Genomic DNA, 14,336 nt, shown 5'->3' with positions numbered 1-14,336 from the left:
CCAGCAACCTTTCTCAATCTTCATCGGGTGGCGGTTGGACGAACATGGTAGCTATGTAGAACTTTTGATCACTGGGGTTGCGGGCGAATCGGACCATCATGGTCCCGTTCTCGAAGGACGAGATCCGCTCCGTCTGCGGCTCCTGAAGGCCAGACACATCCTGGCCCTCCGCGCGGGCGATGACCCACTCCTTCCGAATTGCGTTGGACTCTGCCCAGTCTCCGGTCAACCGGTAGCCAGAGCAGAACCTGTGTCCGTCCGTGCCCAGCAACTCGGCGAGCGGGATCTCAACTGCATGTGGCTGATGAATCTGGTCGGCCCCCGCGTCGAGAACCTGCCGAACGTCCGGATGCTCGACGACGCCTGCATACGCGACCGCAAAAGCCGTCGCGTCATTGATTCGTGTTGCCGTGTCGGCGCAGAAATGCAGCTTGTCGTGCTTGAAGCCGTCGACGCCGGCCATCCGCTTGGCCTCGTCCAGTTGCGCGGGGTCTTCGAGATACCCGACTCTTCGTCGACACAGTTCGTCGTCGCCCATGGCTCCGTGGCGGATATGTGCGTGCCCGGCTCCCAGATCGATCGCCGCGTGGATGCGCTGGATTCTCGGATCACAGTCCGCTACTGGTTCCAGCCATGGCCTTTCGCTCTTCATGGTGGTCACATAGTCCACTGCGTCGCCGAGATTCATCGGCTCGGCGTCAGAGTCGGCCATCACGGCATCCTGGGCCCTCTCCGGGACTCGGACAGGCAGATTGGCTCGTTCCGCATCCCACCGATCGACGCGCGCCTCCGCGGCCTCGCCGTTTACCTCGGTCTCGAGGTTCATGGGCTTGACTGCGTCCGCAGAGTCGTCGGGCGGTGACGCCTGGTCCGTTCTGGTGCTGCTGTCGCGCGTGTCGTGGTCTGGGTCCGCTGTCGGTTCTTGGGCGGGTTCATCGGCCTGAGTCGCCTCGACGTCGGTGGAGGCGGGCTTCGCGCTGCCCACCTCAGTGTCGGCAGTTGTCAGCGGTTCTGGTTGCGGGCCTGGGCCGGTGTCCTCCACGACGCGGTCAGTCTCGTCCTCAACTCCCTCCGTCGGCTTGGGCTCAGGCAGGGGATTCCTGAGGTACTGGAGGCGGGACAGGGTGTCGTCGTGGTGCATGTGGGCGCGGAGTTCGGCGGAGTATGACGCGAAGGGGTCCGGCTGGGTGTCGGCTGGTCGCGGCTCGGTGGGTCGGTCCGACGAGTCGGGATCCTCGCGTTCCTTGAGGTCTGCCTTCTCGGCCGAATCTCTGTGCTCGGGAGGATTCTGGTGATCGGGGGTGGGGTGTGGTGGGTGATCGCTTGGCTTTGGGTTGAGGCCTTCCGTGTGGTCTGTGTGGAGATCGGGGACGGGATCGGGCTCGTCTCGCGGCGCGGGGCCATCTTGGTGTGGGGTGACGGGTTGATCGAGGATGGAGTTGTCGGCGCGGGGGCGTCGGTTATCCATGGTTGGGGGTGGCCTCGTCGAGGACTTGTACGGCGTGGGCGTACTTCTCGCGCAGGCGGGCTTGTGTCGCGGGGTCCAGTCGGCTCTGGCGAGACGGGCTGCTGTTGTGTTCGATGTCGGCTCGTTTGACGAGGACGGCGTCGGGGGTTCGGGTGAGGCGCATCAGGTAATCGTCGTGGGGCTCGCCTGGCCGGCGGGTGAGGGCGTCGACCATGTCCACGACGGGATCGGGTACGCCGAGGTCGCGTAGTTGAGCCAGCGTGCAGGCGGTGTCTTCCACGGTGTCGTGAAGGAGCGCCGCCATCTCCTGGTCCGTACGCGCGCCATTCGCCCGCGCGATCGCCGCCGCGCCACGGACATGGTCGACGTACGGCTCCCCGCTCTTGTCGACCTGCTCCCGGTGAAGCGCTGCCGCGAGTTTGGCGGCAGTCTCGACGCTGTCGACCGGACCCGTGAGGTACGAGTACGCGTCCGCCCAGTGCTTGAAGAGCCGATCCAGCCGCTCATCCACAGCGGCCAAGGGAACGAACCGCTCCACAGTCTCTGCATAGTACGAGCGCTGCTTCACGACCCGCGGATGCGTATGCAGCCGCTGCACGTTGCTGTACCGATCCGACAGCTTCAACAGCAACACATCCCGAGGAGCCCGAGCGAGCTTGGCCAGGTACGCCGCCCGTACGTCCCCCTTCGACTCCCCCGACCGAACCTCCGGAATCGTGACGGCATCCACCAACCCCGCCGTACCCTCCCCGAACCGCGCCACCAAATCAGCGCGCGTACCCGCCGTATCCTCCACAACGTCATGCAGCAACCCAGCCCTCAGCAGATCGACGTCCTTGATGTCGAGATGAAGCGCAAGGATCTGTAACACCTGCAGAAGGTGCTGCCAGTAGGGCTCACCCGCCGGCCGAGTCTGGTCTTGGTGCCAGACCACGGCTGCGTCGAAGGCCGCGCCCAACTGGTCGACTAGTTCCTCCGACAGTTGGTCACGCAACACAGTGCGAGCAGCGTCCCAGTCACCCCAACCCGGGAAGATCGCGTTATCCACCAAGCACGTCCCTCCTGTAGTCGTCCCAGTCGGGAAGGTCGAACGGAACTGGCTGGTCGCGCTTGATCTCACGGATCTCGAGCTGGCCACCGAGGTCTCTGCGTCGCAACTCGGCTTCGGCCGCCTTGAAGACCTCGAACGCCGACTCGTAGTCCGCGTACTGCCGGGCATCGATCAGGAAGGCCGCCTCCAGCTCATGGTCGACCAGCACATGTCCGACCGCGATCCACAGGTTGTCTGCTTCAGGCATGCCACCTACTCCTCGTCTCGTCCTGGTCCAGCGCAGCGGCTTCCGCTTGCATGCGGCGCATCTTGTCCTGTTCCGCAGCAGTCGGGTTGATGTAGGGCTTGTAAACGGTGTTGTGTTCGAGGTCCGAGGCGATGGACGCTCGGCGCGTGCACAGTTGCAGTTCGAAGGTGTACGGCAGGCGGTCGACCTCGATCGCGACGATGCAGGGAACGACCCGATAGGAGGGATTGTGCGCCTTCGGCTCGTGGTACAGGTTCTCGATCTCGAGGATCCGGCCATCGTCTCCAGTACCGAATCGCTCCTGGATGTCCGCCATCGTGAGCTCGAGCGCGTCGGTGTCCGGGACGACGATCCGTGCACCCACCGCATCGATCACATCCCCCACCTGGTACCCCGTTCTCCCCGGCCTGCCATCCCCACCGTCCGACATTCGCGCCACTTTGTCGTGCAGCCCGGCCGATGTCTTGGCACGAGTACTCAGGTCGCCACCGGCCGCCTCGGCGGATCGCAGGAGTTCGAGCCGAACCGCCGGCAACACCTCGGTTGCGAGACGACGACCGTAGTCATCGACCAAGACCCGCTCGTCGGCAGACGGGCTCACACCGACTTCTCGCGCAGCGTCGAGACTCTTGCACTGAGCAACGTACAGAGACTTCCGCGACCGACCCTCATCGTTCTGGTTGACATCTTGCGGGGCTGACGAGAACAACGGGCCCCTCCCGGGGTTGTCCGCCCGGTACTCATCCAGAGTCCGTGTGCCAAGGAGACTCTCGTCTGCGAGCTCACGCACCGTCAGAAGCACAGCGGGGCGACGCTCCCGATCGTTCAGAGCGGCGACCAGATCCAGCGGGTGCTTTCTGTCCTCCACCAAGCGCTCGACCACATCCGCAACATCGGGATGGCGGGCGCCAAGGGTGTCGTGGATCTCGCGGATCGTCTCCGCCGTGTTGGGTCTGCCCTTATCGGACGCCGCCGACGAGTGGTCGCGATTGTCGGTGGACGCGTCCGACGCCCCGTCTCCAGGAGTACTTCGGTCGGCGCGGTCCTTGGAAGGCTCCGTCGACGGTTCCTCCACCGCCGACGCGTTGTGTCCGAGTCGTTCCTCAGCGGGGAGGTCTGCTTGGTTGTCTGGCGGTCGGGCTGTTCGGGTGTCGGCGGACTGGGGCGATGCCACGTCGGGCTTGGGTTTGCTGAGGTGCTGGAGGCGGGAGAGGGTGTCGTCGTGGTGCATGTGGGCTTGGAGTTCGGGGGAATACGCGGCGAACGGGTCGGGTGGGTTCGTGCGGGAGTCGGCTGGCTGCTTGGTTGGCGGTGGGGTCGGCTCGGTGGGGTGATCCGGTGGAGGGGTGGTGTCGCGGGCAGGGCGCTGGTCTGGGTTAGTGGTTCGACGCGACTCACGTCGCGTGGTTGTGTCCTCGGTTGGTGTGGGGCGGGACGGGTCGGCTGGTTGGGGGTGGGGCGGCGGGTCGGGTTCTGACGGGCCGTGGCGTAGTTCATTCATTTGGCGCGGGTGGGTGGAAGGGCGTGTCGGCGGTGGTGGCCAACTGGAAGATGTAGTGGTGCCAGGCGTCGGGGATGTGCAGAGGGCTTGCAGCCGCGATGAGACGGGACGTGGGGTCGGACGCGCCGGAGAGTTGGTCGATCGCGGCGGCCAGTTGGCCGTTGCCCCAGAGGACTTCGGCGGCGGGTAGCCGGCTGCCGGCGCGAACGGCGTAGCTCAGCAACTGCTCGTCGATGGTGGCGCCGTCCAGGTCGAGACCGCGGTCGCGCCAGTCGGACGTCATCGGGTGCGGCCGGTCTCGACGTCCCTCCCAGTGGTGCAGAGCCTGCGGTACGTCGGTGAAACGGTAGCGGCCGGCCTGCCAATTGATCTCCGAGGCGACTGGACACGCCGGAGCGCCGCCGTCCAGGGCGCGCGTGACGGTGCCTGCCAGGTGCTCTGCCAACTCGTCCGGCGGATAGTCCGCGCGGATCAGGTGCGCTCGAGCGGCGACCGCCCGAGTGACCGCCTCGGCGACGACGCATTCCCTGAGGCGATCGGACGTGCTGTCCGGGAGCAACCGGCAGGCCAGCACCGGCCTGGGAAGGCCTGCGACGTGGGCGACGGTGAGGAGCTCGACCCACAAGGTCAGGTGCGGAGAGTCGGCAAGCAGCGCGGTCGCGTTACCGATCGCCCGGATCGTGCAGGGCAGGTCGCGGCAGACGGGGCCACAGGCAGCGCTCCGGCAGGCGGTGCTGGCAACGGTGGGTGGTGAGGCCAGGCGTTTTTCGTGGGATTCGTTGTGGGGGAATTTTAGGAGGATGGGGCGGTCCATGCCGTCGGTGAAGGTGGCGGCTTGGCCGGGTGGGAGGGTGACTATGGCTCGGGATTGGGGGGTGTCGAGGTTCATGGTGGCGCCGACGGTTTCGCGGTCGTCGGCGGCGGGGAGGCGGTGCAGGATCTTGAGGGCGGAGTTCTTGACGACGTCGGGGATGACCTTGGCGGGGATCTGTTCGGCGACCACGAGGCCTTCGCCGTAGGCGCGGATCTCGGCGAGCAGGCCGGCGAACATCTCGACGGCGTGGCCGGCGGTGCCGTCGGTGCTTGCCTTGAGCAAGCGGTGGGCCTCTTCGACGACGGTGACGTGTCGCAGGGTGGGCGACGGGCCGCGGCGGACGCGGAGGTGTTCGATCAGGCGGATCAGGACGACGCCCATGCAGAACGCCTTGTCCTGATCGTCGCCGACGTCTTCTAGTTCGAGTACGACGTTGCGGCTGAGGAGGTCCGCGACGTCGAGCGGGTGCCCGCCGCCGAGGAACCGGCCGGGTGTCCCGAGCAGCAAGGACGTGAGGCGGACGTCGACGAAGCCGCGGACATCGGCGGCGAGTTCAGCGCCGTACCCGATGTCGTCGACGACCTGGCGTGCGGTGAGCTGCAGATCCGCGAGCGTCGGGTACTGCGGGCCGCCGGTGCTCAGGGCGAGGTCCCAGCCGTACGACGTGTAGCAGCGGGTCAGCGCCTGGCTGAGCACTTGTGGGAAGGGTTCGTTCGCCTCGAACGCGGCCAGGAAGAGTGCGCGGACGAGGTCGAGGTGCGTCTGGAGGGGGAACCCGGCCTCCGGTTCGAGTGGGTTCAGGCTCAGTGGGATGGCGTCCGGGTCGCCTAGCCGCACGACCGCGACGCTCGAATCCGGGCCCAGCCGACCGGCCATTCCGGCGTACTCCGCCTTTGCCGGCTCGATCACCAGCCACGGTACGGCGGCTGCGGTCAGGCCCTCGAGCAGGTGGCGGATCGTTTGCGACTTGCCCGAACCAGTGGCGCCGGCGACGAACGCGTGCCGGTTCAGCGTGTCCCGCGAAACGGTCATGGTCCCGACCGCGCGCCCGGACGCGTCGATGACATCGCCCAGCGGGATCCCGTCCGCCGGCGTCTCAGGCGTCAGGTCGAAGCGCACCTGTTCGACGACGCGGACACCGGCGATCTCCCGCACCGGCGGCCGCGCAACAGCCGCCAGCAACTCTCCGGTCGCCGCGAAGCCAGTCGGATCGAGGCCAGGTGAGTTGTGGAGGGTGTACGGCGTGGCGTGCAGGTCGGCTGTGCCGGACAGGGTTTGTGCGACCAGGTGAGCCGTGGACTCGTCGGTGGCGCCGGCGAGGATCTGTACGGTCCACAGCCCGCCCTGAGCGGCGGAGAAGTCGCGGTACCGGGCGCGGTCGCGCTCCAGTTCGAGCGCATCACGCCCCGAGATCTTCTCGCGGTCCAGCCCGATCGTCATCCGCAGATGAAGATCGTCGAGCAGCTCGCCCCGCTCGTGCGCGCCTAGCGGCGAAGCCCGCACCAACCACGCGAACGCCGGCAACGCCTCCGCAAGATCCTCCAGCGTCCCAGCCGGCTCGACCTCAGCCTCAGGCAGCGCAGTGAGTACGTCGTGCGCACCATCCACACCCACCCAGCAAGGGAAGTCGACCGCGTCCGCAGCGACCGCCCGCGCGCCCACCGGATACGAAACCGCGCCGTCCACAGGCTCGATCCCGACCCGAACCTCGATCGGCCCGCCGGCCACCGGACGAGTCCAGCAACAGCTGAACGCCCGACCAGCCGCCGCCTGCACGCTCAACGCAGGCAACAACCCGCGCCGCAACGCCGTCAGCCGCCCAGCCGCCTCCGGACCACCCGCCAACGGCACCGAGGTGACGCGCCACCGCGGAACACCGGACGCGATCACGAAGCACCCAACCGCGGATCGCAGTCACCCAGCCGCGGACTGGCCGGATCCAACGGGTCCACCATCACAAAGGCAGTCGGCGACAGCCCCTGCAGCACCGTCGGCTCGACGGAGTACTCGTACGTGCGCTGATACCCGACCGACGTACTCTCCGTGGTCCCGCTCGACGCGGAGGTCGACGCCGACTCCGACCACGACGTACCGCCTGTGGTCGACGACGAGGACTGCTCGCCCGACGTCTTGGACCCGGATCGGTGCCGTCGGCTGAACAGCAGCCCGAACGTCGCCTGCCGGCTGTCCGACGTCTGCACGCCGACCGAATCGCTCGTCGACGAACTGTTGCCGCGCGTGGTGCTGTCCGAGGTCGACGTGGACGTGTTCGTCCCGTGGGAATAGGTGAACTGGCTCGCCACCAGCCGGTGCTGCCGCCCGATGAAGGTCGCGGCCTGCTCGGCCTCCTTCGCGTTCCCGAGGCGCATGAACAATACGGCGTCCCCGCCGCCGAGCAGCTCCACCGCGCTGTCCCGCAGATGCGCGAACAGCAGCACGAGGCGGATGCCGTTGCGTCGGCAGATGCCGTCGAACCGCTCGAGCTCCGGACGCGCCACCGCGTCGGCGCCGGCGATCACGACGATCCGCTCGCCCCGCCCCGACAGCTGGCCGCGCTGGATCCGGACCATCGTGATCTGGAACAGCAGGTGCCTGAGCAACGACGCGGTCAGCTCCGGCTCGCGATGCGACAGCTCGAACACCCGCAGCGAGACGTCGTCGTCTTCCCACCCGTCCATCGGCGCCTCACCGGTGACCGCGGACAACCGCTGCACACCGGCAGCCAGCCGGAACAGCCGCGCCTCCGCCGTACGCCGGGCAGCCTCACTCAACAGATCGGACAGTCGTGCGTACTCGGACCGGCTCAGCGCACCACGCTGGTCCAAAGGCAGCTGCCGCAGCAGCACCTGGAACGCCAGGTGAAGCCGAGTGAACGTCACCGGAGCATCTGTCAGGCACTCGACGACCTGCTGCACCAGGGTCGCGTCGACACCACGTGACTCGGTCTGCTCGGGCTCGGCCGCGCGCAGCCCTTCCGCGACCGCGACACCGATCTCGTCAGCGCTCAGACCGGTGAGCGGGTTCAGCGAGCGCGCCTCGTCCGGTACGACGGCGGACCGGATCGGTGCACCGTGGTCGGAAGCCATCTGGCGCAGCGGCTCGATCACGGCGTCCTGTGTGAGGTCGAGTACCACCAAGCGCCCGCCGGCGCTCATCAGCGAGCTCCCCATCGCGAGCAACGCGGAGCGCCAGCCCGCGGCAGTCCCGCCGTACAGGTCGACGCGCTCCTTTGTCACCGGGCCGACCGGGACCCACGGGCGTACGGAGCTGACCTGCAGCGTCTTGGACTGCTCGCGATCACTCAGGTCCTGCTGCCACGCCTGTACGTCGCGCTCGAACCGGGCCATCGTGCTGACGCAGTGTGCCAACCACAGCTGATGCTCCTTGACGCTCGCCCGCCGTAGCAGCTCCGGCCGCCCCCAGCACAACCAGCCGAGCCCGATCGCCACTGCGGCAGGCACCAGCGCCACCAACGGATCGACCACGACACCGACCACACCGGTGGCTACGACGGCCGCGACCATCGTCCAGGTCAGTACGGGCCGCATCCGTACGGCGGCAGCTCGCTTGGTCTCGAGCGTCGCGAGCTCCGACGGCGGCGGTACGGCGGGAACGGGCGGGTCCTGCTGCTCTACGACCACTACCTCTCGCCCGCGGTACTCCCAGCCCCACTGCTCGGCCTCACGCGTCGCGACTGCCGGCTCAGCCATGCTGCACACCAGCCGGGGCACCGTTCAACCGCTCCAACACCACGCCCCGCGCGAGATCCGCCAGGATCGCCTCAGCTTCCTGAACCGTTGCCGAAGCACGGCTGACGGTCGAGTCCCGTTCCGCATCATCAGCTGTGGTGAACCGCCTGCGACACCCGGCACAGTGCGTAGCTGACAGGTCGGACCACGAGCCGCAGTACGAGCAACGGCGGGCCGCCAACAACCGCTCGGCTGTGGACAACCGTCGACGTTCCAGCAGCGCACGCTGCCAGCGCGCCTGGGCCTGCGGCAGGTACTCGACCAGTTGCTGGTCCGTGAAGCTCTTCCCGCCGCCGGCCAGCACCGCCGAGGTCAGCCTCGCGGCGGCGTCCCTGTGGACAGCGGTCGCCTTCCCCATCGGTCCCACGGTCACCAGCAGCGGGAACCAGCCGAGCGTCTGCACTCGCAGAGCCGCGTCGCCACGGTTCCAGCGCAGGGACATGGTCGAGGTGTCGTCCAGGTCCGCCGCCCAGCCGGCCGGGCGCAGCGCCACCTCGAACAGGGCTCGCTGCGGGGCGTCCAGGGAAGCATGGGGCAACAGCAGGTGGGTGTGCTGCCGACGGACCAGCCCGGCACGTTCGACAGCCACTACGTCCTCCCGAGACCGTGCGGTCTCCCCAGCGGACCGCGCAAGGTAACTGTAGTTACCGCCTGTGCCTGTCGCAGCCCGATCGCGTTGCCACTTGTGGAAAACTCCGGCCCGAAGCGGACCGAACGCGACGAGGTCTTGACCGCGCGTGATCGGCGGGAGACGATTCCGGCCGGGCGTGGGCTGACAACCTTGTCATCGGGGCCGCGTACCCACACCGGCGGACGGGGGTCGCGTCGGTCCGGCCGTGCAAGGAGCGTAGATGGATCTCCGCCGCCCACTGGGGCTCGTCACGTCTCTCACGTTGGTTGTGACAATGTCTACTGCCATGACGCCAGCACACGCTGCTCCGGCCTCCCCACAGGAGGTTGTCAGCGGTACGTCGTACTTCACCTCGTTCGAGCCAGGCCAGCCACAGCCGGGCTACACCGACACCGTCGAGACCGGCCCGGACGGGAAGCCACGCACCGACGGGGTGCGCGGGCCGACGCCGACCGGGATCGGCGGCAGCGAGATGGACAAGGTCACCAAGGTGACCGCGAACGGCGAGAACACCGGTGGCGGCGAGATCGCCACGAACGCCGCCGACGGTGACATGTTCACCAAGTGGCTGGTGTTCGAGCCGACCGGCTGGCTGGTCTACCAGACCTCCGCCCCGGTGGTGATCAAGAAGTACGCGCTGACCTCGGCGAACGACGCGGACGGTCGCGACCCGCAGAACTGGACCATCTCGGGTTCGAACGACGGCGCCACGTGGACCACGCTGGACACCCAGACGGGTCAGAGCTTCGAGAACCGGTTCCAGACCAAGGAGTACAGCTTCGCCAACGACACGGCGTACACGTACTTCAAGCTGGACATCACGCTGAACCACGGCGAGAACATCGTCCAGCTCGCCGACTGGTACCTGTCGAACGGTGCCCCGCTCCCGCCACCCGGTCCGGTCGCCGAGTCGCGTCTCGACTCCGGCCCGACCAGCGCGTACAACGCCCGCGCCCGCGTCGGCTTCACCGGCGTCAAGTCCTTCCGGTACGCCGGGCACCAGGACGCCGAGGGCCGCGGCTACACGTGGAACAAGGTGTCCGACGTCGACCTGAAGGTGGGTAAGGACACCCGCCTCTCGTACAAGATCTTCCCGGAGCACGTCGAGGGCGATCTCAGCTACCCGAGCACGTACGCCGCGCTCGACCTGGCGTTCTCCGACGGCACCTACCTGAGCGACCTGAAGGCCAAGGACCACCACGGCTTCGAGCTCAGCCCACGCGGCCAGGGCGACTCCAAGGCGCTCTACACGAACCAGTGGAACAACGTCGAGGCCGACCTCGGCAAGGTTGCCGCCGGCAAGACCATCACGCGGATCCTGGTCGGGTACGACAAGCCGTCCGGGCCGGCCGACTTCCGCGGCTGGATCGACGACGTCCGGATCGCCGCCGCGATCAACCCGGACCGCGCGGCGCAGAAGACCGCGGCCAAGCACCCGTCGGATCTCGCGCTGACCACCCGCGGCACGAACGCGACCGGCGGTTTCTCGCGGGGCAACAACTTCCCGGCGACCGCCGTACCGCACGGCTTCAACTTCTGGACCCCGGTGACGAACGCCGGGTCGACGTCCTGGCTGTACGACTACGCCAAGGGCAACAACGAGGCGAACAAGCCGACCATGCAGGCGCTGTCGATCAGCCACGAGCCCAGCCCGTGGATGGGTGACCGGCAGACCTTCCAGGTGATGCCCTCGACGGCCGCCACGCCGACCGCGGACCGGAAGGCTCGCGCCTGGTCCTTCAGTCACGACAACGAGATCGCCCGTCCGTACTACTACGGCGTCACGTTCGACAACGGCAACGCCGCCGAGATCGCGCCGACCGACCACGCCGCGCTGCTGCGGTTCAGCTTCCCGGCCGGCCAGGCGTCGCTGATCTTCGACAACGTCAACAACAACGGCGGGCTGACGCTCGACCCGGAGACCGGCGTGGTCACGGGGTACTCCGACGTCAAGAGCGGACTGTCCACAGGCGCCGGCCGGCTCTTCGTGTACGGCGTCGTGGACCAGAAGGTACTTGCCTCGGGCAAGCTGCCCGACGGCGGCGGAGCGAACGTCGGCGGCTACTACACGTTCGACGCGAAGACCACGCAGGTGCAGTTGCGGCTCGCCACCTCGCTGATCGGCACCGAGCAGGCGCGCAAGAACCTGGAGATGGAGCTTCCCGCGGGATCGAAGTTCGGCAAGGTCAAGGACGCCGCGCAGGCCGCCTGGGACGCCAAACTGCGCACTATCGAGGTCGAGGGCGCGACGGCCGACCAGCTGACCACGCTGTACTCGAACCTCTACCGGCTGTTCCTCTACCCGAACAACGGCTCCGAGAACACCGGGACCGTCAAGGACCCGGTGATCAAGTACGCGTCGCCGACCTCGCCGAAGGTGGGCACCGACACCCCGACCACGACCGGTTCGAAGATCGTGGCCGGTCAGACCTATGTGAACAACGGGTTCTGGGACACGTACCGCACGGTCTGGCCGGCGTACTCGCTGTTCGCGCAGGACGAGGCGGCGGACCTGGTCAACGGATTCGTCCAGCAGTACAAGGACGGCGGCTGGATCTCCCGCTGGTCCTCCCCCGGCTACGCGAACCTGATGGTCGGTACGTCGTCCGACGTGGCCTTCGCGGACGCCTACCTCAAGGGCATCAAGGGCATCGACGTCCAGGCGATGTACGACGCGGCGGTCAAGAACGCGTCCGTCGTACCGCCGTCGCAGAACGTCGGCCGCAAGGGCATGGACCTGTCCACGTTCAACGGCTACACCGCCAACACCACCGGTGAGGGCTTCAGCTGGTCGATGGACGGCTACATCAACGACTACGGCATCGCGAACATGTCGAAGGCGCTGTACGACAAGGCGAAGAAGAACGACCCGCGCAAGCAGGAGTACCTGGACAACTACAAGTACTTCCTGAACCGGGCCCGCAACTACGTCACCCTCTACGACCCGACGGTCGGCTTCTTCCAGGGCAAGGGCCCGGACGGCGTCTGGGGCAACTCCCCGAGCACCTTCGACCCGCGCGACTGGGGCCACGACTACACCGAGACGAACGCGTGGAACATGGCGTTCTCCACTCCGCAGGACGGGGCCGGTCTGGCCGCGATCTACGGCGGACGGGACGGTCTGGCGAAGAAGCTCGACGAGTTCTTCAGTACGCCGGAAGACGCGTTGCACACCGGTGGGTACGGCGGGACGATCCACGAGATGCTCGAGGCGCGTGACGTCCGGATGGGTCAGTACGGCCACAGCAACCAGCCGTCGCACCACATCACCTACATGTACGACGTGGCGGGCCAGCCGTGGAAGACGCAGGCTCTCGTCCGTGAGGCGTTGTCGCGGTTGTACACCGGCTCGGAGATCGGGCAGGGGTACCCAGGTGACGAGGACAACGGCGAGATGTCCGCGTGGTACCTGTTCAGCTCGCTCGGCTTCTACCCGCTGCAGGTCGGTTCACCGTCGTACGCGATCGGCTCGCCGCTGTTCACCAAGGCGACCGTCCGGCTGGCCGGCGGCAAGAAGCTCGTGATCAGCGCACCCCAGAACTCCTCTCGCAACATCTATGTGAAGAGCGTGAAGGTCAACGGCAAGAACTGGACCTCGACAGCGTTGCCGCACGATCTGATCGCCAACGGCGGCAAGATCGAGTTCGAGATGACCGACCAGCCGAGCACGTGGGGCACCGGCCGGAACGACGCTCCGCCGTCGATCACCAAGCCCGGCGAGGACCCGATGACGTGGCGCGACTCGACGTCCGACACCGGGGCCGTGATCGGTGCAGGTGGTGCGGACGTGTCCGCCCTGATCGACAACGACACGAAGACCCAGGTCACCCTCACTGGTGCCCAGCCGACCGTCACGGTGGCCCTGCCTCAGGGTCGTCCGGTCGGCATGTACACGCTGACGAGTGGTGCCACCGGTACGGCGCCGTCCGCGTGGACGCTCGAGGGCTCGAACGACGGTACGACGTGGAGCACGGTGGACCGGCGTACCGGCGAGAAGTGGCCGTGGACGTCGTACACGAGGTCCTTCAGCATCGCCTCGCCCAAGGCGTACACGCAGTACCGCCTGGTGTTCACTCCGCCCGCTGACGGTGTCACGCTGTCGGAGATCGAGCTGCTGGGCACCCTGAAGGGCGTCGAGACCGGTACACACCCGAGCGACAAGCGCGTCGCCGAGACCAAGCCGAGCCCGACCCCGTCCCAGTCGATCGACCGCAACTACGGCTGACCATGACCAGAGGGCGGCGGCTGGTGCCGTCGCCCTCGGTGTGGTCGGCGGAGCCTGCCCCTGAGAGGTTCCGCCGGAACTTAGAGGTCGTCTGAGAACTCTGCGTCGTCGCGAGGAGGTGCTCGGTGCGGTAGCTCGGCGTGCGGGGGCGAAGGTCTCGATGCGGAGCATCGTGGCCTTTGCACCCGTGCGGCGAGGTGCCGTGCCGAGTGCCCCGCAGTAGGCGCAGAGTTCTCAGACGACCTCTTAATGAGGGGTGGCGGTCCCCGCCCGGACTGCCACCCCTTCACCCCTATCGACGCTCGAACCGCGTCGAGGGTTGCCTCACCCGAAAACTGTCCACATGCCGGACAAGGACAGGAACCAGACCAGGTTCACGGCGAGCACGCCGGCCGTCGCGGCGACCGCGAACACCCACCCGAGACCGGCCCGGAGCGCCAGTACGGGCAGCGCCAGCGCCGTAGCCACACCACCGAGCTGTACGGCGAACAACGCGCCACCGCTCTCCACGGCGCAACTCACCCCGGTCGGCGGGCACAGCGGCGCACCGAACTGACGCATCAGCGCGTACGCGGCGCCAGCGATCGCGCCGACGACGAGCGCCTGCAGAGCGACCCTGCCGACCGTCCGGGCTTCCATGGGACCACGGT

At 67.5% G+C, this 14,336-nt stretch carries 9 protein-coding genes; 1 reads left to right on the top strand and 8 read right to left on the bottom strand.

Annotated features, from left to right (window positions below):
- Positions 1-13 precede the first annotated feature (13 nt).
- The 7 genes from E0H92_RS02385 to E0H92_RS44000 form a co-directional block, all read right to left on the bottom strand.
- Positions 14-1,468, bottom strand: a complete 1,455-nt coding sequence (locus E0H92_RS02385; protein WP_131495240.1) for a hypothetical protein — start codon at positions 1,466-1,468, stop codon at positions 14-16.
- Entirely contained in the window at positions 1,461-2,465 is a 1,005-nt protein-coding gene (locus E0H92_RS02380; RefSeq protein WP_275670089.1) for an HD domain-containing protein, read from the bottom strand. The genes E0H92_RS02385 and E0H92_RS02380 overlap by 8 nt, the downstream gene beginning before the upstream one ends.
- A gap of 43 nt (positions 2,466-2,508) precedes the next feature.
- Entirely contained in the window at positions 2,509-2,766 is a 258-nt protein-coding gene (locus tag E0H92_RS44005; protein WP_165549671.1) for a hypothetical protein, read from the bottom strand.
- Positions 2,759-3,997 carry a hypothetical protein gene (locus tag E0H92_RS02375; RefSeq protein ID WP_131495238.1) on the bottom strand — a complete coding sequence of 413 codons (1,239 nt, stop codon included), beginning with the start codon at positions 3,995-3,997 and terminating at the stop codon, positions 2,759-2,761. The genes E0H92_RS44005 and E0H92_RS02375 overlap by 8 nt, the downstream gene beginning before the upstream one ends.
- A gap of 262 nt (positions 3,998-4,259) precedes the next feature.
- Complete coding sequence (locus tag E0H92_RS02370; RefSeq protein ID WP_131495237.1) at positions 4,260-6,971, bottom strand: ATP-binding protein; 2,712 nt, start codon at positions 6,969-6,971, stop codon at positions 4,260-4,262.
- Positions 6,968-8,791, bottom strand: a complete 1,824-nt coding sequence (locus tag E0H92_RS02365; RefSeq protein WP_165549670.1) for a hypothetical protein — start codon at positions 8,789-8,791, stop codon at positions 6,968-6,970. Before E0H92_RS02365 ends, E0H92_RS02370 begins: the two co-directional genes overlap by 4 nt.
- Positions 8,784-9,419 (bottom strand): hypothetical protein, encoded by a 636-nt coding sequence (locus tag E0H92_RS44000; protein ID WP_165549669.1) that lies wholly within the window; start codon positions 9,417-9,419, stop codon positions 8,784-8,786. Before E0H92_RS44000 ends, E0H92_RS02365 begins: the two co-directional genes overlap by 8 nt.
- A 328-nt stretch (positions 9,420-9,747) precedes the next feature.
- On the opposite strand from E0H92_RS44000, the gene E0H92_RS02355 reads away from it, so the two are divergent.
- Positions 9,748-13,686: a GH92 family glycosyl hydrolase gene (locus E0H92_RS02355; protein ID WP_238173280.1), complete on the top strand. Its 3,939-nt coding sequence runs from the start codon at positions 9,748-9,750 to the stop codon at positions 13,684-13,686.
- A gap of 324 nt (positions 13,687-14,010) precedes the next feature.
- Here the strand turns inward: E0H92_RS02355 and E0H92_RS02350 are convergent, their stop codons facing one another.
- Positions 14,011-14,325 (bottom strand): hypothetical protein, encoded by a 315-nt coding sequence (locus E0H92_RS02350; RefSeq protein ID WP_131467093.1) that lies wholly within the window; start codon positions 14,323-14,325, stop codon positions 14,011-14,013.
- Positions 14,326-14,336 lie beyond the last annotated feature (11 nt).

The sequence above is a fragment of the Kribbella speibonae genome, assembly GCF_004331375.1.
GTDB lineage: Bacteria > Actinomycetota > Actinomycetes > Propionibacteriales > Kribbellaceae > Kribbella > Kribbella sindirgiensis.
The sequence above is the reverse complement of the archived record's forward strand: the minus strand, read 5'-3'. Positions and strand labels throughout refer to the sequence as shown.

What these genes read in the sequence shown, in the direction of transcription:
- E0H92_RS02385 (WP_131495240.1), bottom strand. Translation starts at nt 1,468, where the DNA reads ATGGATAACCGACGCCCCCGCGCCGACAACTCCATCCTCGATCAACCC.
- E0H92_RS44005 (WP_165549671.1), bottom strand. Translation starts at nt 2,766, where the DNA reads ATGCCTGAAGCAGACAACCTGTGGATCGCGGTCGGACATGTGCTGGTC.
- E0H92_RS02375 (WP_131495238.1), bottom strand. Translation starts at nt 3,997, where the DNA reads ATGCACCACGACGACACCCTCTCCCGCCTCCAGCACCTCAGCAAACCC.
- E0H92_RS02365 (WP_165549670.1), bottom strand. Translation starts at nt 8,791, where the DNA reads ATGGCTGAGCCGGCAGTCGCGACGCGTGAGGCCGAGCAGTGGGGCTGG.
- E0H92_RS02355 (WP_238173280.1), top strand. Translation starts at nt 9,748, where the DNA reads ATGACGCCAGCACACGCTGCTCCGGCCTCCCCACAGGAGGTTGTCAGC.
- E0H92_RS02350 (WP_131467093.1), bottom strand. Translation starts at nt 14,325, where the DNA reads ATGGAAGCCCGGACGGTCGGCAGGGTCGCTCTGCAGGCGCTCGTCGTC.